Annotated in this window: 24 protein-coding genes; 18 read left to right on the top strand and 6 right to left on the bottom strand. The window is 32.0% G+C overall.

Going from position 1 to position 25,516, the window contains the following annotated elements; translation table 11 throughout:
* Window positions 1–4 precede the first annotated feature (4 nt).
* The 5 genes from sppA to SJY43_RS13165 all read left to right on the top strand — a co-directional run bounded on the left by sppA (window position 5) and on the right by SJY43_RS13165 (window position 5,660).
* Window positions 5–1,762, top strand: coding sequence for a signal peptide peptidase SppA (sppA, locus tag SJY43_RS13185; protein ID WP_396601212.1), 1,758 nt, complete (start codon window positions 5–7; stop codon window positions 1,760–1,762).
* Between the two features lie 299 nt (window positions 1,763–2,061).
* Window positions 2,062–3,003, top strand: coding sequence for a hypothetical protein (locus SJY43_RS13180; protein WP_396601211.1), 942 nt, complete (start codon window positions 2,062–2,064; stop codon window positions 3,001–3,003).
* Between the two features lie 41 nt (window positions 3,004–3,044).
* On the top strand, window positions 3,045–3,740 hold the full coding sequence (locus SJY43_RS13175) for a hypothetical protein (RefSeq protein WP_396601210.1): 696 nt from the start codon (window positions 3,045–3,047) through the stop codon (window positions 3,738–3,740).
* A 26-nt stretch (window positions 3,741–3,766) separates the two neighbouring features.
* Window positions 3,767–4,519: a hypothetical protein gene (locus tag SJY43_RS13170; protein WP_396601209.1), complete on the top strand. Its 753-nt coding sequence runs from the start codon at window positions 3,767–3,769 to the stop codon at window positions 4,517–4,519.
* 4 nt (window positions 4,520–4,523) lie between these two features.
* Window positions 4,524–5,660 carry a gliding motility-associated C-terminal domain-containing protein gene (locus tag SJY43_RS13165; protein WP_396601208.1) on the top strand — a complete coding sequence of 379 codons (1,137 nt, stop codon included), beginning with the start codon at window positions 4,524–4,526 and terminating at the stop codon, window positions 5,658–5,660.
* A gap of 5 nt (window positions 5,661–5,665) precedes the next feature.
* Here SJY43_RS13165 and SJY43_RS13160 read toward each other — a convergent pair whose 3' ends face one another.
* On the bottom strand, window positions 5,666–7,309 hold the full coding sequence (locus SJY43_RS13160) for an acyl-CoA carboxylase subunit beta (RefSeq protein ID WP_396601207.1): 1,644 nt from the start codon (window positions 7,307–7,309) through the stop codon (window positions 5,666–5,668).
* Window positions 7,310–7,455: 146 nt separating this feature from the next.
* On the opposite strand from SJY43_RS13160, the gene SJY43_RS13155 reads away from it, so the two are divergent.
* From SJY43_RS13155 to SJY43_RS13135, 5 genes are all read left to right on the top strand, one after another.
* Window positions 7,456–7,812: a DoxX family protein gene (locus SJY43_RS13155; protein ID WP_396601206.1), complete on the top strand. Its 357-nt coding sequence runs from the start codon at window positions 7,456–7,458 to the stop codon at window positions 7,810–7,812.
* Window position 7,813: 1 nt separating this feature from the next.
* Complete coding sequence (locus SJY43_RS13150) at window positions 7,814–8,344, top strand: NADPH-dependent FMN reductase (protein ID WP_396601205.1); 531 nt, start codon at window positions 7,814–7,816, stop codon at window positions 8,342–8,344.
* A gap of 14 nt (window positions 8,345–8,358) precedes the next feature.
* Window positions 8,359–8,796, top strand: coding sequence for a MarR family winged helix-turn-helix transcriptional regulator (locus SJY43_RS13145; RefSeq protein WP_396601204.1), 438 nt, complete (start codon window positions 8,359–8,361; stop codon window positions 8,794–8,796).
* Window positions 8,797–8,846: 50 nt separating this feature from the next.
* A complete protein-coding gene (locus SJY43_RS13140; protein WP_396601203.1) occupies window positions 8,847–9,719 on the top strand; it encodes a pirin family protein in 873 nt (290 codons plus the stop codon).
* A gap of 142 nt (window positions 9,720–9,861) precedes the next feature.
* Window positions 9,862–10,578, top strand: coding sequence for a pirin family protein (locus SJY43_RS13135; RefSeq protein WP_396601202.1), 717 nt, complete (start codon window positions 9,862–9,864; stop codon window positions 10,576–10,578).
* A gap of 57 nt (window positions 10,579–10,635) precedes the next feature.
* Here the strand turns inward: SJY43_RS13135 and SJY43_RS13130 are convergent, their stop codons facing one another.
* The 4 genes from SJY43_RS13130 to SJY43_RS13115 form a co-directional block, all read right to left on the bottom strand.
* Window positions 10,636–12,594 carry a serine hydrolase gene (locus tag SJY43_RS13130; protein ID WP_396601201.1) on the bottom strand — a complete coding sequence of 653 codons (1,959 nt, stop codon included), beginning with the start codon at window positions 12,592–12,594 and terminating at the stop codon, window positions 10,636–10,638.
* 22 nt (window positions 12,595–12,616) lie between these two features.
* A complete protein-coding gene (locus SJY43_RS13125; protein WP_396601200.1) occupies window positions 12,617–13,651 on the bottom strand; it encodes a S41 family peptidase in 1,035 nt (344 codons plus the stop codon).
* Between the two features lie 3 nt (window positions 13,652–13,654).
* Window positions 13,655–14,542, bottom strand: a complete 888-nt coding sequence (locus tag SJY43_RS13120) for a hypothetical protein (protein ID WP_396601199.1) — start codon at window positions 14,540–14,542, stop codon at window positions 13,655–13,657.
* 146 nt (window positions 14,543–14,688) lie between these two features.
* Window positions 14,689–15,801 carry a helix-turn-helix domain-containing protein gene (locus SJY43_RS13115; RefSeq protein WP_396601198.1) on the bottom strand — a complete coding sequence of 371 codons (1,113 nt, stop codon included), beginning with the start codon at window positions 15,799–15,801 and terminating at the stop codon, window positions 14,689–14,691.
* Window positions 15,802–16,005: 204 nt separating this feature from the next.
* Here SJY43_RS13115 and SJY43_RS13110 point away from each other — a divergent pair, with 204 nt between their 5' ends.
* On the top strand, window positions 16,006–16,188 hold the full coding sequence (locus SJY43_RS13110) for a CAL67264 family membrane protein (RefSeq protein ID WP_300249435.1): 183 nt from the start codon (window positions 16,006–16,008) through the stop codon (window positions 16,186–16,188).
* A gap of 28 nt (window positions 16,189–16,216) precedes the next feature.
* A complete protein-coding gene (gene ettA / locus SJY43_RS13105; RefSeq protein ID WP_396601197.1) occupies window positions 16,217–17,908 on the top strand; it encodes an energy-dependent translational throttle protein EttA in 1,692 nt (563 codons plus the stop codon).
* A 93-nt stretch (window positions 17,909–18,001) separates the two neighbouring features.
* On the opposite strand, the gene SJY43_RS13100 is transcribed toward ettA, so the two are convergent.
* Window positions 18,002–18,247, bottom strand: coding sequence for a hypothetical protein (locus tag SJY43_RS13100; RefSeq protein ID WP_396601196.1), 246 nt, complete (start codon window positions 18,245–18,247; stop codon window positions 18,002–18,004).
* A 235-nt stretch (window positions 18,248–18,482) separates the two neighbouring features.
* On the opposite strand from SJY43_RS13100, the gene SJY43_RS13095 reads away from it, so the two are divergent.
* The 6 genes from SJY43_RS13095 to SJY43_RS13070 all read left to right on the top strand — a co-directional run bounded on the left by SJY43_RS13095 (window position 18,483) and on the right by SJY43_RS13070 (window position 25,510).
* Window positions 18,483–19,832 (top strand): microtubule-binding protein, encoded by a 1,350-nt coding sequence (locus SJY43_RS13095; RefSeq protein WP_396601195.1) that lies wholly within the window; start codon window positions 18,483–18,485, stop codon window positions 19,830–19,832.
* A 194-nt stretch (window positions 19,833–20,026) separates the two neighbouring features.
* Complete coding sequence (locus SJY43_RS13090) at window positions 20,027–21,073, top strand: hypothetical protein (RefSeq protein ID WP_396601194.1); 1,047 nt, start codon at window positions 20,027–20,029, stop codon at window positions 21,071–21,073.
* 49 nt (window positions 21,074–21,122) lie between these two features.
* Window positions 21,123–21,482 carry a four helix bundle protein gene (locus SJY43_RS13085; RefSeq protein ID WP_396601193.1) on the top strand — a complete coding sequence of 120 codons (360 nt, stop codon included), beginning with the start codon at window positions 21,123–21,125 and terminating at the stop codon, window positions 21,480–21,482.
* A 68-nt stretch (window positions 21,483–21,550) separates the two neighbouring features.
* A complete protein-coding gene (locus SJY43_RS13080; RefSeq protein WP_396601192.1) occupies window positions 21,551–23,515 on the top strand; it encodes an AAA family ATPase in 1,965 nt (654 codons plus the stop codon).
* Window positions 23,505–24,092 carry an NUDIX domain-containing protein gene (locus SJY43_RS13075; RefSeq protein WP_396601191.1) on the top strand — a complete coding sequence of 196 codons (588 nt, stop codon included), beginning with the start codon at window positions 23,505–23,507 and terminating at the stop codon, window positions 24,090–24,092. The genes SJY43_RS13080 and SJY43_RS13075 overlap by 11 nt, the downstream gene beginning before the upstream one ends.
* A gap of 182 nt (window positions 24,093–24,274) precedes the next feature.
* Complete coding sequence (locus SJY43_RS13070; protein ID WP_396601190.1) at window positions 24,275–25,510, top strand: DUF6638 family protein; 1,236 nt, start codon at window positions 24,275–24,277, stop codon at window positions 25,508–25,510.
* The last annotated feature ends 6 nt before the right edge of the window (window positions 25,511–25,516 follow it).

The following is a 25,516-nucleotide window of genomic DNA, read 5'->3' as shown; positions in this document are numbered from 1 at the left end:
AATTATGAATTTTATTAAACGTGTATTTTCTACAGTTATAGGAATTTTTGTGTTTCTAGCCATATGTTTTATAGGGTTGGTTCTGTTGGGTATGTTATTTGGTTCAGGTACTGAAGAAGGTATTAAAGTAAAAGCGAATTCTGTTTTAGAGTTAACATTAGATTTTCCTATTAAAGACTATGCAGGAAAAACTGAATTTGCAGAATACCCTTTTTTAAATGAAAACAATAAAAACGGACTTTTTAATATTATAAACGCTATAAATTATGCGTCTATAGATGCTAAAATAAAAGGAATATCCATAGATAATAATTTCATTAATGCAGGAATCTCTCAAACTAAAGCCTTAAGAGATGCTTTATTGAGATTTAAAGAATCTGGGAAATTTATTGTGGCCTATGGCGATTTCTATTCTCAAAAAGATTATTATTTAAGTTCTGTTGCCGATACCATTTATTTGAATCCAGTTGGTGCGGTAGAATTTAAAGGGCTGTATTCAGAACGCTTGTATTTTAAAGATTTTCAAGAAAAATCTGGGCTTAAAATGGAAGTTGTTAGACTTGGTAAATTTAAAAGTGCCGTAGAGCCTTTTATCGCTAATGAAATGAGTGAAAATAACAGAGAGCAAATATCGGTGTATCTAAATTCACTATGGAGCCAGATAAAACAAGACATATCTTCTAGCAGAAATATTCCTGTAGATAAATTAAATAGTATTGCAGATAGTTTATTAGCTAGAAATGCAAAATTAGCTGAGGTTTCTAATTTAGTTGATAAAGTTGCCTATCATGATGAGTATGTTGATGGAATGAAACACGCTTTAGAAATTAATACAAACAAAGATTTAAATGTAATTCCAATTCTAGATTATGCTATTCATGCCGATAAAAAAATAAACTATAACAAAAATAAAATTGCAGTCATTTATGCAGAAGGCGATATTACATATGGAGAAGGCGAGTTAGGAAGTGTTGGTCAAGGCGTTATGAATACGTCTTTGCAAAAAGCTAGAAATAATGATAATATTAAAGCTATTGTATTAAGAATAAATTCTCCTGGAGGAAGTGCTTTAGCAAGTGAGTTAATTTGGCGTGAAATTGAATTGACTAAAATAGTAAAACCCGTAATTGTATCCATGGGGGATATGGCTGCTTCAGGCGGTTATTACATTGCATCAAACGCCAATAAAATTATTGCAGAACCAACAACTATTACAGGTAGTATTGGTGTTTTTGGAATGTTACCAAACGGAAAGGAGTTTGCCGATAATATGGGGATTAATGCAGAGCAGGTAATCACAAATCAAAATGCAGTAACTTATAGTTTCTTTGAACCATTAAATGATATACAGCGAAGATTTATAAAAGAAGGTGTTTTAGACATCTATGATTTGTTTTCTACACGTGTTGCTCAAGGAAGAAATTTAACTAGAGATCAGGTAGAGGCCATTGCACAAGGGCGCGTTTGGACGGGTATTGATGCTATTAATAATGGTTTGGTTGATGAATTAGGAGGCTTGGATTTGGCACTACAATATGCTGCTGAAGCTGCAGAAATTAACGAGTATCAAATTAAAGAGTTTCCTGTTTTTGAAAAAGATCTTGATAAGATGCTAGAAAAATTTGGTATAGTTAAAACCAAAGAAACTATTTTAAAAGAAGAACTAGGCGAGGAGAATTATAAATTATTAAAAGAAATAAAAACAATGTCTGAGAAAAAAGGAATTCAATTGCTGTTTCCTTTTGGTACAGAGATAAAATAATTAATTTCTTATTATCCCTTATTATTATATTTAAAACAAAAAAAGACTTTTTTCGAAGTCTTTTTTGTTTTAAATAAGATATTACACTTTAAATAAATTTATAATACTGTTTAACAGCTTCTTTCAGTTATTCATCTACACTTAATTTTTATTCATCGAATAATCAATTTAAAAAGTCATTAGTTATCTAATTTCGTGCTGTAAGTAAATGTTATTTTTAAGATTTTACTTACGAAATGTGACTATTTGAATTGTTATGTGTCATAATTATAGATACATAATTTTAATAAAAAAATAAATTGAGTATAAACAGTAAAATATTAGCCCCAGCTCTATTTTTGTTTGCTTTTCCTTTCTTGATGTTCTCTCAAGTTAAAGTTGGTGATAACCCTTCTTTAATTGATTCAAATTCCATCTTAGAATTAGAAAGTAATAACAAAGTACTTGTTATTACTAGATTAAGCGAAACTCAAATGAATGCTCTTAGTCCATTATATGGCGCTTTAGTCTATAATATAGACGCAGAGTGTGTTTTTGCTTTTGACGGTTTAGCATGGAAAAACCTTTGCGACGAACCTAATATAAGCATTGCTGCTACAAGCCCAACAAATAATAATATAGGAGACTTTTGGTTTAACAATACTAATAATTTAGTTAGTATTTGGGATGGTTCCCAATGGCTTCCTATTAATATAAATCCAAGAAGAGGTAATGGCCCACCTAATGCATTTATTGTAGATCCTATAGCTGGCGATATATATGTAGATCAAAATACTGGAGATATTTACACATTTAATGGCACAGATTGGATTCCTGTTAATCAAGTTATTGATGCCAATAATGGTGTGTCTGTTGTTAGTAACATAATACAGCTTGGAGGTTCATTAATAACACCAACAGTAATTACTACAGATGCAGTAAATACTCTTGCGATAGAAGGTCTGCAGGAAACGGTTTTAGATGATTCATCAAACAGTATAGTTGTTGTTGATAATACATCGGGCGAGCTTAAAAAGGTATCAGTTTCAAACCTTGTTAGACAGGAACAAGTTGTGTTTATAGCAAATAATGGGCAAACACAGTTTAATACACCTTCGTCATTCACAGATATAGACAAGTTAGATGTTTACAGAAATGGAGCTCGTATTGCATTCACAAGAATAAATGCTACCACGATAGAAGTAGAAACTGAAGCCACTTGCTATGATGGTGATGAAATTAGAATAGTACAATTGAATTAATAATAACCCCAAATAATAATTAATAATTAAACAAAGTAAAAATGAAAAACAATTTTTTGAAATTAGGATTAGCATTAATAGCTGTAATGACTTTCAGCTTAGGTAATGCACAACAGACAACAGGTGATGTTGGAGCTGGTGAAAAAGTAGGACAATCTTCTGTTCTTAATGGTACCATTAGAGTAATTGATAATAAGGGTACTAAAAAGTATTTACAAGTACAAAATGGTATTACGCTTTTAACAGATGCAACCCCAGACGGAGGTATAGTATCTACATGGCAATTAGGAGGTGCATTAACAGATGATACCTATATTGATGCTTCTGGTGCTATTTTTGCAATCGATGGATTAGAATTAGTTGATACAGCAACAGATTTGGCTTCAACTGATGCAACAGATGGCTCTACAGCTGCAACAGCAACTGGATCGGGTTGGACTGTTTTAGTAAGAGATGAAGCAACAGGAGAAACTAAAAAAATCCTAGCTACAAACCTAGTTGCAGCAGGACAATTAACAGCAACGGCAACCGCTGATGGAACTGCACCTGCATTAGCAGATGGTTCTATACCAGCAGTATACCAAAAAGTATGGGTTTACAGAAATGGAGCTAAACTAGTAGCAAATCTTGATTATACAGTTGCTGCAGGAGTAGTTACTCTTGTACCAGGTGGTGCAGCCCCAAACGACTGGGCAATATATGCTGATGATGTGTTTGAAGTACAATGGGTTAACTAAGATATCTGTTATTTAAAACACATAAAATGAGAAGTTCCCTAATTAATAAAAATATTATAATACTAACTTTGGCGTTGATTGTTACTTTAGCAATTAACGCCCAAGAAGTTAGGGTTATTGATAATAAAGGAACGCTTGAAATCATTAGAAACAATCAAGTAACTACGGCTGCTGTTGCTCCTGTAGATCCACTTGAAGGCGATGTTTGGTTTGATACAAGTGGTACAACGAGTGTTACAAAAACATTTGATGGTACAAACTGGGTGTCAAATTCTGTAAATGTATATAATGGCTTTTTTATTGTTAATGGTAGTGGAGTAACTACGGTTTCCGCTATTCCTTTTCAACCAAGTCAAGTCAGTTTTGTTGCACATGCAAATGTAGAGTCCTTAAATCTTAATACAGATAATGGTGTAGGGAATAATGCAAGAGGCATTAGTAATTCTTTTGGAACCATGAATGGTTTTGTAAGACTTAATAACGATAGCTCTATAACTCAACAAGTCATTTATGTTGGAGGACATGGTAACTCTATTAATGATATATCTAGGTTTGCCAGCAGCTCTAATTGCTTAGGCCTGCGTTATGGAGATCAAAATGGTACTAATTTAGGTGTAATTAGTGGAGCTTTTACGGGTTTTACCCCAGATGGTTTTACAATAAATGTAACCTATACCAACGGTGTCTTAACTGCAAGTAGTACTAATCCCGTAGTAAATATTCAGCCTGCAGATGTACAAAATGAAGATGTTGTAGTCTTATTTACAGCATATAAATAAAATTATGAAACTGTTTTTTTGCATATGTTTAATTGTTATCAGTAATTGTTATGCACAACCTGCATTTCAAAACTATGGTAATGTTCAAATGCATGAAGACGCTCAAGTTGGTTTTCATATCGATCTTATAAATGATGGTACTTTTAATGAAAACCTAGGAATAGCTGGGTTTTATAACGAAGACTATTCGCTATCTATCTCTGGAACTCAAGTTCCTCGTTTTTACGATATGGAAGTCGATGTTGTAAATCATTTATATTTAGATATAAATACAGAAGTAACAAATAGTGTAAGTTATATTGTGGGAGATGTTATCACTCCAAGAGAAGATCCAAGTATTTCAATAGATTATTTAGAAAATTCATTCTATATTTTAGAAGATGATGAAAGAAATACCGATGGCTATGCGAGTTACTCTGGCGATCTTTCATTTAGTTTTCCTATAGGTGATAACGATAAATTAAGACCACTTATTACCACTAATAATTCGCCTGGTACAATAGTTAAAGCTGCTTATTTTGATGAAAACCCAAACTTTCCATCAACATTTATAGAGAGTTTTAGTACAGAGCAGTTAGAAACAATAATTGGTGAAGTAAGTATTATTGAGTTTTGGGACTTTAATGGTCCAGATAATTCTGTGGTAACCCTTACTTGGAATTCTGAAAGTGAAATTGATCGATTAGTAACAGATTTAAGTAAGTTAAGAGTTGTAGGTTGGCATATTGCAGATAAACAATGGAAGGACTTAGGGAATTCAGATGTTACTGGAAATTTATCCGAAGGCACAATTAATTCTTTTCTTTTTAATCCTTCTGATTATGAAGTGATTACTTTTGGAGCATTAATTTCAGAAGATGATATTAATGTAGCGAATTTAGTATCTTCAAACGACGATGGTATAAACGACGTTTTTTTTATAGAAGGTATAGAAGCGTTTGAAAATGAATTAATAATATTTAACAGATGGGGATCTGTAGTTTATAAAGTTGATAATTATAAAAATGATTGGGGCGGTATTGCTAATGTAAAAAATGTAATCAAGCGTAACAAAAAAGTACCCGTTGGCACTTATTATTATGTGTTAAAACTTAAAGAATCAAATAAATCTCAAGCTGGTTGGTTATATATTATTTACTAACATAATTACACCTGTAAAATCCCCAAATTAAAAGCTTTCTCAATAGGAGCGTGGTTAGCTGCTTCAATACCCATACTTAACCAAGTTCTAGTATCTAAAGGGTTTATTACAGCATCTGTCCAAATTCTCGCTGCAGCGTAATAAGGTGAAACTTGATTGTCGTAACGTTGCTTAATTTTATTATAAAGTTCGTCTTCTTTTTCTTTGGTGAATTTTTCGCCTTGCTTTTCTAAAGATGCTTTTTCAATTTGAAGTAGTACTTTTGCGGCAGAGTTTCCACTCATTACCGCAAGTTCTGCACTTGGCCATGCAAAAATCAATCTCGGGTCATAAGCTTTTCCACACATAGCATAATTTCCAGCACCATAACTATTCCCAATAATTACTGTGAATTTCGGCACCACCGAATTGCTAACAGCATTTACCATTTTAGCTCCATCTTTTATAATTCCAGAGTGTTCACTTTTGCTACCAACCATAAAGCCAGTAACATCTTGTAAAAACACCAACGGGATTTTCTTTTGGTTACAATTGGCAATAAAACGAGTAGCCTTGTCTGCAGAGTCATTATAAATCACACCACCAAACTGCATTTCTTTTGGTTTAGTTTTAGAGCCTGTTGTTTTTACCAATTTACGTTGGTTGGCAACAATACCAACGGCCCAGCCATCAATTCTAGCGTAGCATGTAATAATAGTTTGTCCGTAACCAGCTTTATATTCATCATATTCAGAGTTGTCTACTAAACGCTTAATAATTTCATACATATCATATTGATCGGCACGACTTTTAGGCAGGATACCATAAATTTCTTCAGGGTTTTCTTTTGGTTTTTTTGATTCACTTCTGTTAAACCCGGCTTTATCGTAATCACCAATTTTATCAATAATATTCTTTATAGTATTCAAAGCATCAGCATCATCTTTAGCTTTATAATCTGTTACACCAGAAACTTCACAATGGGTTGTTGCGCCCCCTAAAGTTTCATTGTCAATACTTTCTCCAATAGCGGCTTTTACTAAATAACTTCCTGCCAGAAAAATACTACCTGTTTTATCAACAATTAAAGCTTCATCACTCATAATAGGAAGGTAGGCACCACCAGCAACACAACTACCCATAACAGCAGATATCTGGGTAATTCCCATGCTGCTCATTACTGCGTTGTTTCGAAAAATACGACCAAAATGTTCCTTATCAGGAAAAATTTCATCTTGTAATGGAAGGTAGACACCCGCAGAATCTACTAAATATATAATTGGTAATTTATTTTCAATGGCTATTTCTTGTGCACGAAGGTTCTTTTTGCCAGTAATAGGGAACCAAGCTCCAGCTTTAACCGTAGCATCATTAGCCACAACAATACATTGTTTTCCTTTTACATAACCAATTTTAACAACCACGCCGCCAGAAGGACAACCGCCATGCTCTTTGTACATATCTTCTCCTGCAAAAGCTGCAATTTCAATTGATTTTTCTTTCCCATCCAATAAATAATCAACACGCTCTCTAGCAGTCATTTTACCTTTGCTTTTGTGCTTTTCAATTCGTGATTTACCACCACCTAAACTTACTTTAGCAAGTCGTTTTTGTAGTTCTGATACTAAGAGTTTATTATGATCTTCGTTTTTATTGAAGTTGATATCCATATACTGATTATTTGTTACGAATTTACAAAACCTAATTTGGTATAAAAAGTGAATATTTTGTTAAATAATATTACATGGAAATATATTCCTTGGAATATAAATAATTTTGTTCTATATTTGTATCATAATAATTTAATGTACAAAAAATGAAAAGAGATAAAATTATTTATTACATCGCAACTGGATTATTAACATTATTAATGTTGTTTTCGGTAAGTATGTATTTTTTTAAACATGATGATGTTGCAGCAATGTTTGCAGGATTTGGTTATCCAACCTATATTATTTATCCTTATGCTGTTGCTAAACTCTTAGGTTTATTTGCAATTTGGAATCCTAATTTTAGTACTATAAGAGAATGGGCTTACGCTGGTTTCTTTTTTGCATTTATTTTAGCGTTTTTTGCACATTATATGATTGGTGACGGAGAACAAATGGGGGCATTAATAGCATTTGTGTTATTAATAGTGTCTTATATTTTTAACAAAAGAATAATTAACTAACATGAAAAAAATAATAGCATTTGCAGGTAGTAACAGTAAAACGTCAATTAATAAACAGTTAGCGGTATACGCATCTAGTTTAGTTGGACATGTTGAAACTTCAGTTTTAGATTTAAACGATTTTGAATTACCGCTTTACGGTATTGATTTAGAAAATGAAAAGGGTATTCCTGATAACGCGCACAAATTTTTAGAAGCTATAAAATCTTCTGATGGTATCGTATTATCTTTAGCAGAGCATAATGGTGCTTATGCAACAGTTTTTAAAAACCTTTTCGATTGGATGTCTAGAATAGACGGAAAACTGTGGAGCGAAAAGCCTATGCTTTTAATGGCAACTTCATCAGGAGGTAGAGGAGGAGCTACAGTATTAGAAATAGCTAAAGGCCGCTTCCCTTTTATGGGGGGTAATATTGTAGCAGATTTTAGTTTTCCTTCTTTTGGAGATAATTTCTCTGAAGGAAAGGTTGTTAATGATGAATTGAATGCAGATTTGAAACAAAAAGTAAAAGCATTTCAAAGTTCATTATAACAAAAAAGAAAGTCATGGGAGATATTTCAAAGGATATAAAATCTAAGTTTGTGAACAACAAAGTAAAAGCGATGTTAAACATTATTTACACCGCTAATTGGATAAATAGTGTTCATAATGAATTTTTTAAACCTTATGGTTTATCTCCTCAACAGTTTAATATTTTAAGAATCCTTCGTGGTTCAAGTGAGCCACTTAAAGTACAAGAGATTAAAGCACGAATGATTGAACGTGCACCTAATGCCACAAGGCTTATGGATAAGCTTAGTGATAAGGATTTAATAAAAAGGTTGCCATGTCCTGGAGATAGACGTGTTGTTCATATCGAAATCACTGATTTAGGTTTAGCTTTATTAAAACAAATCGAAGCAAACTTAAAAGATGACTTACTAGAAAATTTAACAGAAGCAGAGGCAGCTACTTTAAGTGATTTATTGGATAAGATTAGATAAAAAAATTTAAATAAATACTTTCCATGGAAAGTATTATAAAAGTAATTATTATGAAACTAAATACAATAAAAACAATAGGTCGAAGTGATTTTGTTAATATGGGCCCTATACAATTGAGACAACCCATACCTACACAGCATATTAATAATATAGATCCGTTTATATTATTACACCATTATGGACCCTATGACATTTCGGAACAAAACAATCCTTTTGATTTAGGCCCACATCCGCATAGAGGATTTGAACCAATTACATTTTTAATTGAAGGCGAACAATTTCATAGAGATTCGTTGGGTAATGAAAGTGTTGTAAAAGCAGGAGATGTACAATGGACAACGGCCGGTAGAGGTATTATTCATGCTGAAGCACCAACAAAAGATTTTGTAAAAAAAGGTGGTACTTTAGAAGGTATTCAATTATGGTTGAATTTACCTGCGGAAAAGAAAATGATTGAAGCGAATTATCAGCACGTTAAGAATGAAGATTTTAGAGTTGTAAGTTCTGATGATGGAAAGATTAATATTCAAATTATTGCTGGGGAACTTGATGGTGTTTATGGACGTATTCAAACGCAAACATCTGTAAATGCTTTTATACTTGATGTTGAAGTTGGTGGAACGTTTAATATTAATGTCCCAGATTCTCATCAATCAACTATTTATTTATTGAAAGGTGATGTTTCGATTAATGATTCTGAAACCTTAAAATTAAATAAAAATCAATTGATTGCATTTAATCAAGATGGGGAAGGGTTTTCAATTAAAGGTAATGAAGCAAGTAAACTATTATTTATTTCTGGTAACCCTTTTAATGAGCCTGTAACTACATATGGACCTTATGTTATGAATACGCAAACTGAAATTATGGAAGCGATGCGCGATTACCAAATGGGTAAAATGGGGTTTCTTCCGGCTAATTAGTGCATTGTAAGCGTAGAAGAGGGACACGCGTTAGGTATTACAGAGGAAAGCCCGCAGCACGACGATAGGAGGTGCGAGGACTTGCAACGGAAAGCCCAACCCTTGTGGTAACTCCCAAATAATAATTATAAAAAATTAGATAATGAAAACAGTAATTCACAAAGCAGAAACAAGAGGTTATGCAGACCATGGTTGGTTAAAATCTTACCATACGTTTAGTTTTTCGAGTTATCAAAATGCTGAACGCATGAATTTTGGTAAACTTAGAGTTTTAAATGATGACTTAGTAAAGCCAAACATGGGGTTTGGAACGCATCCGCATAAAAACATGGAAATCATTTCGATTCCTCTAAAAGGGGCGTTATCACACAAGGATAGTATGGGAAATAAACTTGATATTGAAGTGGGCGAAGTGCAAGTTATGAGTGCGGGAACGGGCTTATCACACTCGGAATTTAACGATAGCAAAACAGATGAAGTTAACTTTTTACAACTTTGGATTATACCAGAGGAAATGGGTGTGCAACCAAATTATGAGCAACGTAGATTTGATGCTGAAAATCAGAAAAATGAGTTGCAAACGGTTGTTGCTCCTAAGGATAAGTTGGAAGGCGAGGCCTTACCGATAAGCCAGCAAGCTTATATTTATCGTTCAACTATAGATAAAGATAAATCAATTGATCTCAAGATCAAATCTGGTAAAAATGGATTTTACATATTTGTTGTTGATGGTGAGGTAGAAATAGTTAATAATACGTTAGTAAAAAGAGATGCTATAGGTATTTCTGAGTTAGAATATGTAAAAATTAAATCAAATAGTAATTCAGAATTGATTATTGTTGAAGTGCCTATGAGCTAAGTCAAACCTAATTCATTAATAGCGAAAAGTATTCTGTCATGGAATACTTTTTAATAATTAAATATTTGCTTTTATGATAATTGAGCGAAATAAGTCTGAACTATTACTCTCCCATTTACCATTAAAGTTTTTAGGTAAAACAAAGAAATCTCCCTTTTTGAAAACCTGTTTTATGCCATCTTTTGTAGTTATATATACTGAGCCTTCAAGTATATGAATAATTTGCTCTTTTTGAGTATTATCTAATATTAAATTTCTTGGTTTTTCAACTTCGAGAATTATAATAATCTCTATTCCAGAATAAAGAATATTTTTATAAGTGCCATTCTCATTCAATTGTATATTTTGAAGATACAGTAAATTTTTATCAATTAAAAGAGGTTGCTTTAGTTTTGATACTTCTTTTTGGTGAGATCTCTTATTTGAAATAATAGATAATTCTAAATGATATTGAGGATTACCAATTGTTTTTATACTTCCTTTATAGCCTTTTGGTATTGCTAAAAAATTATTAGCTTCAAATTCATAAGATTTAGTATTTAAAGTATTAAAATTCATTGAACCATTAGATAGATATACAAATTCCTCAATAGGAAAGTTTTCAAAGTCTTTTGATGCAGTACTACTGGAAATCATATATGCACTTAACGCTTCACCACGATATAATTGACCCTGAAAAAATTCACGATTTGGTTGGTCTTTTAGCTTAACTGGCTTTAATCCAGTACCAGAAAGCATAGATTTGTCTAATAATATTGGTTTAATAATTTTTTGTTTTTTACTAGTGTCAATAATTGAATTATTAACCAATTTTTGAAACGTTTCTCTTAAATTGAGTTGTTTATAAGGGGATAATTGAATCATCATAAGATAAGCTAAATCTTGCTTAGGGTCAATTCTAAAATATGTGCCTACTGCGCCTCCCCAACCATAGACTATTGATTTATCTTCTTTCTGGGCAATAGAAAATCCTAAACCAAAACCTGTTTCACCTGATAGAATTCGTAATCTAGGTGTGTGTTTGCGAACTGATTCTAAATGATCTTTAGTCATTAAATCAATAGTTTCTGGTTTCAAAATTTGGTGGTCAAATAATACGCCTTTATTTAAAAGCATTCTACAAAAGTTTAAATAATCATTGGTTGTTGAAACTAAGCCACCACCACCTTTAATAAAGCTTGGTTTATTGATGAACATACTCTCATTAGGTAATTCTGCAATCTCAAGTTTTCCGTTTTCTCCAGAACGGTAACCCGTTGTAAAATGGTTTATTTTATGTTCGGGAAGTTGAAAGTGAGTATCTTTCATTTTTAATGGGTTTAACACATTTTCATGAAGATATTCATCTAAAGATTGACCACTTAAAACTTCAATTAAATATCCACAAATATCGGTGGAATGCCCATATTCGTAATCTGTTCCTGGTTCAAATAATAATGGTAGCTTACTTATTCTATTAATAAATTCTTTTAAGCCTTTTGAACTCCCTAAGCTTGCTTCAGTATATTTAGTATTTAAACTTGGGTTAGGACTTCTGCCATAACTAATTCCTGAACTATGTCTTAATAAATCAATAATTTTTATTTGGCGTTTTGCTGGTATAATTTTATTGTCTTTATTATAAACAGTCATTTCTTTAAACTCAGGAATATATAGATGTATTGGATCTTCAAGTTTAAACTTACCCTGCTCATAGAGTTGCATTAAACCAACAGATGTAATTGGTTTAGTCATAGAAAAAATACGAAAGATACTTAGGCTATCTAGTGGTTTTTTATTTTTAATATCTGCATAACCATAAGAGTTATAATGTACTAAATTTCCATTTTTAAGAATAGCCGTTTGTATACCTGCTAATTGTTCACTATCTACGTATCTGTGCAAAACCGTTTTTAAACTATCTAACTTTGTTTTAGATATACTTACAGATTTTAAACTTGTTAGTTTATTTTCACCTTGTGTACAGGCATTAGCAATTATAAATAAAAATGATATAAGAGTGACTATTTTTTTCATACTATACATATAGTTTTAACTATTAATCTATATTATATTGTTCAAATAAAAAAATAATTGCGCGTTCTAGCACTTTATCTGTATTGTTAATTATATCATTCTCTATATTTTTCTCGTATATATCAGGAATATTACCATTGCCATCCAAAAATTCACCAGAAGGTTTCATAGGCAGTTGTATGGGGTATTTGTAACTCCAGCCATTAGGTAAAAAACGACGATTACTTACTGTAGAAAAATCGCTGGCGGTAGTATCGCCAATTTGAGTTACTTCATTATATGTTTTCATATACAAGGCTAAACTTTCTCCAGCACTTATTGTACGTCTATCTGTTAGTAATACAACTGGGCTTGAATATTGTGTTCCTATCCTTTCAGAATAGAATAGAGTTTTTTCGTCAAAATCATTGTGATTTGGTCCATTACGTGTTTGTGTCGAGTAAACTAGATTTTCATTGTCAGCAAAAGCACTTGCTATGCGCCTTGTATAGCTTTCAAAGCCTCCAGTATTTTGTCGAATGTCAAAAATTATGGCATCGTAAGGGTTTAGTTTTTCAATAACATTCTCTATTATTCCTGGATTTTGTCCATCCTCTGCGCCTAGGTAGATATAACCTATGTTTTTCTCTTTAATTTTTCCATATGATAGATTGTCTTCGGATGTTACTTCTGTTCTATAATCTAAATATTTTGTAGAAATTAATGCCTTGCTAAATTCATTTTTTGATTGTTCATTTAAAGCGAAACCAGATGTAAATACTTCTGCATCGTTTTCAGAATATAAGTTAATATGACTATCATCAAAAGTTTCTAGCATTTCAGAAAAAATTTGCCATAGCTCTTCTTCACTAGTATTATTTGTTACTTGAGGTTTAAATTGATTGTAGGTAGCATCCCAATCAATATTCTTAGAAATAAATAAAGAACAATGCTCGTCGAAATCTTGCCATAATAATTCAAAATTATTGATAGGTGTATTGAGTTCATCGTCACCAAGTATTGTCTTTTCGCATGAAACTGATATACAAAAAAGTAGTAGTGTAATTATTTTTTTCATGCTTTAAAAATTATAAGCTAAACCAGCGTTAGTTAATATTTGAAATTGTGTCCATTTATTTCTTTTATTTATTGTATTGTAATTAAATAAAATATTTGCTTTTATGGCTAATGAATTAGTAAGTATGTATGTTAGATTAAGTTCAGTTTCTAATTCAAAATACGCATTAAGTGATTCTATAGTACCATTGGTAATAAGCGCTAAAGCATTATCTTGGTTATCAATTATTTCTTCATCAATTCCATTATATGGAGGTCTGGCTAGTAGCGATATAAAAGGGCAATATATTGAAGCTTTGAAAACTATTTTTTTTGTTATTCTATATTGATAAAGACCTTTTATGCCTAGACTATGTGTTGCTAAATAGCTAAATGATTCTGTATTCTCCCAATCTAGCGATTTAACTTGTGATCTAAATTGACCGCCTAAATAAAAAGTACTTTCAGAAGTTATTTGATTTAGTCTCTTTACATAAAAAACACCTAACTGAACTTGTATAATATCCGTATCAAAAAACCCTGAGGCATTTGTTGAGAGTGTGTTAAACCCAGCATTAACCTGCATACACAAGATGTGTTTTTTATGACTTCCATACCTTACATATTCCAATGTATAATTACTCCCGTTTAGGTTATAATTTAATGGCGAGAAGTTAGCATCGTTTAGTACTCCTGATTGGTAGCCAAAATTAACACTAATACTATTTTTGTTTTCTTCTTGATTTTGAGTATAAATACTCAATGAGCTTATTAAAAACAAATAGCAAATACATTGTTTAATCAAATATTTAGAAAAGAATTTGCACATTATTTGTTTCTCATTTTTTAGGTAATAACTACTTTTTAATAGAGCTTCTATTTTTGGTTTTTCTGTTTTTTTTTTACTACTCATTTTATTTTACAGCTTGCATTAAATGAATAATGGGAAGATAAAATAAGCACCAGAAAATTATGTTTATTTGAAATTTTAATCTGTATGATAAACTGAATATCACAAGTATATCTCAATATTTAGAAATAAAAGTCTCAATAGAAGCATTAGGACTTATTCGCAGTATTTTTTTTGAATTGAGCAGGCGAAATTCCTGTTTCTTTTTTAAATATTCTGTAAAAACTACTTTTAGAATTGAAACCGCAAGTATAAGCTATACCAACAAGAGAATATTTTTCGTATTCAGATAAATTTATTTTTTCTTTAAATTCTTTTATTCGATAAGAATTTATTAAATCATAAAAGGAGGTGTTTAAATGTTGATTTAAAAAGAATGATAATTTTTTATCTGATATTTCAGCTTTAGTTGCTAGTTTTTTTAATGTTAGTTCTTGATTTAAGTATAACTTTTCATATTGAAGGGTGTTTTCAATTTTATACTTTAAGGTTTCAATTTCCTTTTTCGAGAACACATTTTTTGGGGATTCTTTATCATGATCTAGTGGGCTAGATAAGAATACAAATGGTTGATTAATACCATAATTACCTAGATAAAATACAATTATAATTAAAGCAATAACAGTAATAAATCCAGTGTCAAAATCTGTGTCATACAAATAATCAATAAGAAAAGTAAATACGTCAATACAGATCACGATAAAAGCCCCTATAAGCATACGTTTTACCCATATAAAGTTTGCTTGGTAAAATGTAGAATAGTCAAGTTTATATTTTTTTTTGTACTTATTAAAAAGCATTAGTGATAATAAAATATATACCAATAAATAAATGGCTTTGAAGAAATTCAAATTGGAGGTATGTTTCAATGCAATCAGATACTTAAAATCTGTTTTTAATCCAAAATTGATTAACAGAATAGGTAATGAAAAAACTATAGTGTATAGCACGTAAGGCGCTACATTAATTAATATGGTCTTATTTAGTTTTTTCTTTTCTATAAAAAGAGATTTTATATAAATAAAAATTAATCCCCCTAGCAATATTCTTGATGCATCCTCAAAAAATAAAGTGATTATATATAAGATGTTAATATCATGTAAATCTGCATAAAAATTTAAAATAATTATTATTAATGATGCAAATATTGCAATGAGTATTTTGTGAGATATTAATTTGATTTTTGCTTTACATATTTTGACTACAAATACTAAGCAAGTAAGTAATCCAACAATAAGAATAAAATCAATAATTAGTTTCATTTAGCTATTATATCTATCTCTTTTGCAATATTATGGTATTTACATTAAAAATGGCAAAAAGTTTATTAAACAGAGTCTCAATTCTTCTTTTGAGATTTTATTTAAAGATTTATATTAATAGTGAGATATTGAATTTAAGTTGAAGTTGTTTTCCATAATAATTTACGATATTTGCTTTCAGACTAACCAATAAAAGAAAAGATTATGGCGATGAATAAAAATACAGTTTTAGCTTGGGCAACCATTTTAATGATTATTATGGGTGTACTATTAATTTTAATGGGTGCATATAGATATACTGATGTTGCTGGCTGGGGTTTTGCTACAGTTGGTATTGGGTTTTTTGCTATTGCATGGGTGTTTAATGCCTTAAAGGGACGCGTATAATCGGCTTAATAATTTATAACAAACAACAATGAGTGACGATAAAAAAGTAATTTTTTCAATGTCTGGTTTAACCAAGACATTTCAAGGTGCAAATACGCCTGTTTTAAAAAACATCTATTTAAGTTTTTTCTATGGCGCTAAAATTGGAATTTTAGGTCTTAATGGTTCTGGTAAATCAACCTTACTTAAGATTATAGCAGGTGTAGATAAGAATTTTCAAGGCGATGTTACCTTTCTACAAGACTATTCAGTTGGTTATTTAGAGCAAGAACCACAACTTGATGATGATAAAACAGTCATGGAAGTTGTTCGTGAAGGAGCTGCTGAAACGGTTGCTATACTTGATGAATACAATAAAATTAATGACCAATTTGGATTAGAGGAGGTTTATAGCGATGCCGATAAAATGGAGAAACTCATGGCAAGACAAGCTGAATTGCAAGATCAAATTGATGCTGCAAATGCTTGGGAGCTTGATACAAAGCTAGAAATAGCCATGGATGCCCTACGTACTCCCGATGGTGATAAGAAAATTGGTGTGCTTTCAGGAGGTGAAAAACGTCGTGTGGCTTTGTGTCGTTTGCTTTTAAAAGAACCAGATGTTTTACTTTTAGATGAGCCTACTAACCACTTGGATGCTGAATCGGTACATTGGTTAGAGCATCATTTAGCACAATACAAAGGAACTGTGATAGCTGTAACGCACGATAGATACTTTCTAGATAACGTTGCGGGTTGGATTTTAGAGTTAGATAGAGGTGAAGGAATCCCTTGGAAAGGAAATTACTCATCTTGGTTAGACCAAAAGTCTAAACGTATGGCGCAAGAAAGCAAAACAGCTTCTAAACGTCAAAAAACATTAGAACGTGAGCTTGATTGGGTTCGTCAAGGTGCAAAAGGACGTCAAACGAAACAAAAAGCGCGTTTAAAGAATTACGATAAGTTAATGAGTCAAGATCAAAAACAGCTTGACGAAAAACTTGAAATATACATACCAAATGGGCCGCGTTTAGGAACCAATGTTATTGAGGCTAAAGGTGTTTCAAAAGGTTATGATGATAAGTTGTTATACGACGATTTAAACTTTAACTTACCACAAGCAGGAATTGTGGGTGTTATTGGACCAAATGGTGCTGGTAAAACTACTATTTTCAGAATGATAATGGGTGAGGAAACACCAGATAAAGGAGAGTTTACTGTTGGGGATACAGCAAAACTAGCGTATGTAGACCAAAAACACGCTAATATAGATCCAGAGAAAACCATTTGGCAAAACTTTAGTGATGAACAAGAGTTGGTTATGATGGGTGGAAAAGAAGTAAATTCTAGAGCTTATTTAAGTCGATTTAATTTTTCTGGAGGCGAGCAAAACAAAAAAGTAAAATTACTTTCTGGTGGTGAGCGTAACCGGTTGCATTTAGCCATGACACTTAAAGAAGAAGGTAATGTATTGCTTTTAGATGAGCCAACTAACGATCTTGATGTAAATACATTACGAGCCTTAGAAGAAGGTTTAGAAAACTTTGCCGGCTGTGCAGTAGTAATTAGTCACGACCGTTGGTTTTTAGATAGAATTTGTACGCACATTTTAGCTTTCGAAGGTGATTCTCAAGTGTATTTCTTTGAAGGTAGTTTCTCTGATTATGAAGAAAACAAAAAGAAGCGTTTAGGTGGCGACTTAATGCCGAAGCGTATTAAGTATAAGAAATTGGTTAGATAGTATTTGAAATTATATTTTAATAAAAATGCCCGCTTTTTTAGTGGGCATTTTTATTTATATAAAATTATATTGTGTTAATAAGTTACTTTGAAATTAATTACCGCCATACATATGCCCATCTGTAAAATCCTTATAGGGTTTATCTTCATCATCTTCGGCAATTTTTTTATTCATGGCATCTAAGCGCTCATTTTCTTTTTTTAGTTTGTATGATTTTCTAATGCCTAGAAGAAGTAATATTCCGAAAAAAACAGTAACAATAATAAGTACAGTTACAATATCAGATTGATTTATTAAAGTAATGGAACTAAAACTAATAAGGGAGTAGTTTGTAAGCATAGTAAATGCAGCAATATTTTTTTTGAATATTAACAAATATAGTATAATCTAATAAAACGTCTGAATTTTTTTATTAACTGTAACATTTTGATAAATTTTAATACCTATAATTTGAGTAATAAAATAATTATCCAAAATTTTCAAAAGTAAATATTCATTTACGTTTTTAAATTCAGAATTTTTAACGAAATTGCTTACTTAATATTATTGTTCAACTTAAAACTTAAAATATACCATGTCTGATGATTTTGATTTATTAGAAACAAATTCTAACGAAAAAACTGAAAAAGTAGATGTTAATTGGGGAAAAGCCATTGACACTATGAAATCTAAATTATCTCAAGAAGATGATCCAGAATCGCGTCAAAAAATACTGAACGCTACTTTGGATGATGTGGTACACATGGCAGAAAAAGATAGAACAACACTTCTCGATGCTATTAAAGATTTAACCGACTATCAAGATGAGGTTGGTATCATGTTCGAAAAATTCTCTGCACTTAATGCAACCGAGCAGAAAGTTATTGATGATGCCCAAAAAGCTTTAGAACGTGCAAGAATCGAATTAGAAGATGCTAAAAACAAACCAGACACTTGGTGGAATAACCTTTGGGGGCGTAAAAGTAAAATCAAAAAAGAAGAAGCAGAGTTTGCCATAGCCGAAAAAACAAGAGCAGGAGCCGATAATAAAGCAAAAGCGATGTTTCAAGAGCGTATTGAAAGTGCCGATGTACAAACCCTTTTAAGTGAATTATCATATAAGTCTCAAGCAGCGGTTACACGTTTAAAAAATCGTGAGGTAGAAATTAAAGAAGTAGAAGAAAAGCTAAAAGATGCGATTGTTGAAGCTTCAAAAAATCATACCAAAGCATTAGAGAAAAAGAAAGAAGTAGAAGCGAAGCTAGAAGAAAACTATGCGTTACTAAAACAAGCGCGTCAAGAATTAGAAGATATTGCAGATAAGCAATCTACCGAATATTCTGAAGCTATAGGTAAAATGACCACTTTAGAGCAAAAGGTTGAAGAACTTGAAGGCCTTAAAAATGCATATACTACATTGGCGGCAAGTAAAGATAGTTTTGTGCACAAGCATAATTTAACTATAAAAGTATTAACATCGTTACGTAGCAATTTACAAACGCACCGTGCTAAGTTAAAGTCTGATACAGAAGAGCGTCTTAAATATTACGATGGTTATGTTGTGGCTTTAAAAGCAAGAACAGATCAAGAATTTGCTGCCATTTTGGAGCATTTAGGTGTTAAAACCGATGAGCATATTGGTGAAACCTTAGCATCTATGCATACAGCGAGTGCTAAAGCGCGTCAAGATATGATGGATAACATTCCAGTTCACGAAAAAGTAATGCAAGGTGTTTACAGTAGTTATGCCGAGGCTTTACAAGAAATTCGTGCTAAAGATGGTGAGATTCAAAAGAATTTTGCAGAGCGTTACGGTATCGATATGAAAGAGATTTTTGAAGATTATTATAATGCCGATAATACAACACCTTCGGGTGATGATGGTGAGCCAGCAGGAAAACCAGAACCAAAACCAGAAGCTAACGACGACGATTTGTTGTCTTAAAATAATTTTGTTATTCCCGCTTTCGCGGGAATAACATCAAATGAAACTATACTTTTTGAATGAACCTCTGCATTGCGTTAGGGATTGAACGGCATGTTTGAGCTCCCCGACTTTGGAGGGAGCGAGTAGTGAAAGCCCGACCCTTGTGGTAACGCCCAAATTGTAAAAGTCTATTTCAATTTTTAAATTATAAAATGTCCATAAATCACATTGTCACACCTTTAGATTCTGCAATTCTCGATTCCAAAGAACAGTATGTGTTCTATCATAAAATGGTGGATTTTGCTTTTAAAGAATTAATAGTAGCGGTTCAAAAAGAAAAAATATGTAACGATATTGAAGTACAATTGTTTAAGCAATATTGCGATTTGTTATTGTATTCTATTGAGGCGATGCGTGTTAAGTATATGTATGACGATGAGGATAACATGAAAGTGGATTTAACAGATTCTGGGCTTCCTAATTATTTGGAATTCCGCTATTTGTTTAACGATCTAGAATTGCGTGATGAATATTTGGGAAAATTAACCCCAATTGCAACACTTAAAAAAGAATTTATAGATACGTTATTAAGAAAAAAGGAGCCAGTTAAAAAACTTAAGTTATTTCAAGCAGCTTCTATAGTGTATTATACTTCGGTAAATAAACAATATATATTCAACCGATTTGTTCAAGGTAAAATTGTAACAGCACCAAAAGATTCTGGAGCCGACTTATTAATTAGTTGGAGTTTTTATGATGTATCGCACAATCGGCCATTTATATGTTTTATGTATTTTAATTATGATGGCAATCGGGTAAACGATTATCGAGACGACATATATGAGGTGTTGAAAACAGTAGCCGATAGAGATATGACCCTAGATACTATGGCCTATACTATTGACAGGAAATTGCCAAAAGTATCTCCAAAACATATTAAACGAATAGATTTAGGGCCTTTACACAACGTTTTTGCTAAGGATGAGCATGTAGTAACCCACACTATTTTAGAGAGTATTGGTAAAAAAGAAATTCCTTTAGAGTCTTATGCCTTCTCTTTAAGAGTAAATGAAGTTACTTCAAAAAGTGAATTTAAAGAAGGTGGTTTTTTTAGTAAGCAAGTGTTACAACGCTGGGGCGATGTTTTTAAACAAAAGTATGTTTTGGCGCCACATCGTGTTATTCAACTGCTTTATAACAAAACACCTGAAATGATGAATAATTTGGCTAAACCGCCAATAGAAGTAAGCAGTCTTTAGTAGGCAGTTGACAGTCAAAAATAGATAAGATTAAACAGTAAGAAAAAAAATGAGCTTTAAAACTTTATTAGCGTATCAAAAAGGGTTTGATTTAGCGATGGAAATATTTCATTTGACTAAAACTTTTCCTAAGTCAGAAGTTTTTGCTCTTACCTCTCAAGTGGTTCGTTCAAGTCGATCAGTTTGTTCAAATATTGCTGAAGGTTATAGAAAACGTCAATATGAAAAGCATTTTAAAAGTAAATTATCCGATGCTGATAGTGAAAATTCAGAAACTCAATTATGGCTTGAGTTTGCTTTAGCATGCGAATATATTTCAGAAGCGAAACGATTAGAATTACAAAATAAAAGTGAAGAAATTGGAAAACTCATTAATTACATGATCAATAACCCAGATAAATTTAAATAATATTTACAGCAGAGTAAGTCTCAAGAGTAAATACTGAAGACTGAAGACTGCATACTGAAGACTAAAACATGGAACACAACTCAACATTCCCAATAAAATTATCTGAACTTGACATGCTTCGTGATAAAGCTTCCTCATACCTGAAAAGTGTACAATGGGAGCAAGGGTCTCGTGCAAAAAATAGAGATAAAGATGCCAAAGACGAATCTATATTATTGTATTTGTCTCGTGCAAATAACGGTTCAAGTTCTGCTAGTATAACTTCGGTATCAAAAACCATTTTGGCTTTAAAAAAGCGTTTATTGCCAGATTCTGTTGCAATTCCTATTTATTTAAATCAAACACTATATGCAGTTCAAGAAGGCATTACACTTGGTATTTGGATAAAGGATAGTTATTATGATGCTTCGGGTCTATCCAGTTTAAATGAGAATAAATCGGCGTTAGATAACAATGGAAAACGTGAGTTTGAAAGTAAAATGCATACCGCTACTGCATTTATGTTGTTTTCTCAGGCGTATAAAATATTACACGATTTAAAACCGCATGCATCTGACGATTTAAGCGTTATGAAACAGAAATTCGCCGGTATTCCAGAGGTGTCTTTAATGTCACCATTAAAAGGGATATCGTGCAGTTTATTTTATTATGATAAGTATTTGGGGCATCCAGAAATTATAAAATCTGATAAAGATGTAATAGATTTTACAGTCGTGTATTTTGAAGCTTTGATTGATGAAATTCAGTTAAGAAAAAGTAGTTTAGAATACACCGAAACGATTGAGGATAGAACTTATAAACTTGAAAAGAGTGAGTTTGCTGTTTCTGGTTGGAATAATGTATTTCAAGGCACAGCAAAAAGTATTGAGTTTAATAAAATTCAGTTCGAGCAAATTGTTGGTAACCGAGATGCAAAACACTTCGCACGTCGATTAACCGAACGTATGTTGAGTTATGATTTTACGGCTAAGAAAAATCCGTTTCAAGAATTAGGAGGTTTTATGCCGGTTTTTATGGGCTACGGAATTCCTGGAACAGGAAAGAGTATGTTGATTGCCGCCATTGCTACACGATTAAAAGAACATTGCGATACTTTAGATATTCCGTTTCTATTTCATCCTATGCCAGATACATTAATATCAACTTTTCAAGGAGGTTCGGCAGAAAAAATGGTGGAGTGGATGAAACCCATGCAAGATCCTACCAAATTAATTTTTGCACCTATTGATGATGCTGAAAATAATTTACAAGAGCGCACAGCACAAGGTGTTTCTGCTGGTGTAAAAGAAGTAATTGGTGTGTTTTTAAGATATACTGAAGGCGCTTACGCTGTTAATTATGGTAATAGTTCCATTGGGTTATTTACGAACCTTCCAGAAATGTTAGATAAGGCTGTGATTTCTCGTGTGCAAGGCCGATTTAAAATTGATGGTGCTAGAACTGAGCATGATTTTCTAGATCAAGATCATATCTGGTGGCGCAAACTAGACGATACCATGCCTGATTTTGTAAACATGCAAGGCCCAGAGAATTATAGCTATTTGCAAGACCAAGGTTTAGCTAAGAATATGGGTGATATCTTGAGTACTATCGATAAACCAACGGAACAGCGTGTTCACGATGTTTATGATCATGTAGAAAAGCACTTTAAAACGAATCAGCATTTATTTTATGCTAATTTATATAAGGAAATACAAGCCGTATTCCCGTTCTTTTCATCTCGTGATGTTCGTAATATTCAATCTGCAATTTCATTACGATTAACAGATTTTGATTTGGAAGAAGATTGGTTTGAAAATCCAGAAATCTATTTCAAACAAGATTACGACACCAAGTTTAATATGCTTCAAGAATTGATGCGTGGTAATATGAAAGGCTTGGATTTTTCAGAAATCCGTCGTCAAGAAGTGGTTCGCTATTTAGATAACGTTGCAACTATTGCAGATACTGATTTTAAACGAAAAGTGGATGCAAGAGTAAATCAATTGAATATTGAAACCAAAGCTAGAAACACATTTGAAAATGAGCGATAATCAAATTAAAAATATAAAAAAGACTTTACTTTCAGATAACTATTATATTCTAAATAGAGTCACTTTTGATTATTTAATGGCGAGTGGCGAGTGGGTCAATCAAATGCGAGAGGTTTACGATAGAGGAGATGGTGCTGGCATTTTGTTATATAATAAAGAAAAGCAAACGGTTATTTTAACTAAACAATTTAGAATGCCCACCTATTTAAATGATAATAAGGATGGTTTTTTAGTTGAAATTGCTGCAGGAATGCTTGATAAGGATAATCCAGAGGCATGTATTATTAGAGAAACTGAAGAAGAGGTTGGATATCGTTTAAAATCGGTTAAAAAGGTTTATGAAGCGTATTCATCGCCAGGCGTTATGACAGAGAAAATGCACTTTTTTATTGGTGAATATACCGATGATATGAAAGTGAACGAAGGTGGTGGTTTAGAATCTGAACATGAAGATATTGAAGTAATAGAAATGCCTTTTAAAAACGCATTAAATATGCTTAATAATGGTGAAATAGTTGATACACGAACTATTGTGTTGTTGCAATATGCTCAAATTCATAAGTTGTTGGAGAATTAAATTATTACACAGAGACACACGGAGTTTTCACAGAGCTTCTCGGAGAAAATATTTTAAAGCATATGAATATTATAACAGTTTTATCAGTTCATTTTACAACGAGAATACTCTGTGAATCTCTGTGTTTCTTTGTGAACCTCCGTGTAACAACTAAATTCATAAGCTCTGAATTATAATAAAAAATGGACAAACTAAAACAAGCAAATCTATATAGAAGTGAACTCATTCCGGTAAGCGGAAAACTTGTTGAGCGTTACAACAAATGCCTAGTAAAACTTGGTTTCGCAGAAACGAAGCTCAAAGCTTTCCATATAGATGGTATTGGCTGGAGCCCCGAAGTTGCAGAAGAAAAAGAAGACCTACAGTATTTAAATAATGGTGAGGCAAATCCGCATGGTATCATCATTTCTCCGCTTCAAAAAGGGAAACCTGTGTATTTACCGTTTCATACGTTTGATAGAGACATAATGAAGTTTGTCTTTAAAATTCATGGAGCAAAAATTAAAGACATTACCAGAGATTGTGCTATTTGTTTAGATTTCGACCAAGGTATTGATGCTTTTTATGAACCTTTAGATGTCTTGAAATATGATAAAGTCTCCATACATTTTCATTTAATTGATAATTTGAAAAACGTTCAGAAAGAACAATTAAAGCTTATTAAAACTTTTGAAACAGGAAATAATTTTATTGATGAAGATTTACATCAACAACTATTAAATTCTGCTAAAACGTATGGTGATTTAAGAACTAGGAATTTAGATTTACACGAATTACAATACGACACAGATTCATTTTATACAAGATCTTTTGGTGGCGTATATATTTTACGTGATTTTATAAAACCTATAGTGGTTTTTGAAGACAAAACGTGGTATAAAGAAGCTATTAAAGATACAAATTACGATGTATTAATTTATCATATAGCTCAACCAGAGCTTATGGATAAACTCCGCGATCATGTTATTATTGAGTATGATTTAGAAAAAGTAGTTGGAACAAAACGATACGAACGTATCAAGAAATTTGAAATGGCTCAGTATTTAAAAAAGACTCAGCATCCGGTTAAGGATATTTTGAATGATCCAATTTTATTTAAAAGTTACTTAAATAAACTCGATATAAAAGCAAGAAAAAAAGTTATGAGTGTGGAGATTTATCTGGAGAAGTTAGAAACAAGTAACCAGTATAAAATAGCCGATATTGTTGATTTAAAGCTATTTGAAGCTTTGCATCAACCACATTCATCATTAGAAGCAAAACATCAAGATTTAATTTGGAAATTACTGGTAAATATTTCTGAAAAAGATGTTTTATTCTGGTATTGGTATGATAAACAAGCCTTTTATGCTAGTTTTAAAACTTGGGACGATTCATTAAAAGATTGGGCTATAGAAACTATTAGTAACAATATTTAATAATTA

Origin of the sequence: Algibacter sp. R77976, assembly GCF_044594645.1 — a bacterium.
Taxonomy (GTDB): Bacteria; Bacteroidota; Bacteroidia; order Flavobacteriales; family Flavobacteriaceae; genus Algibacter_B.
This window is presented reverse-complemented; position numbering and strand designations above follow the sequence as displayed.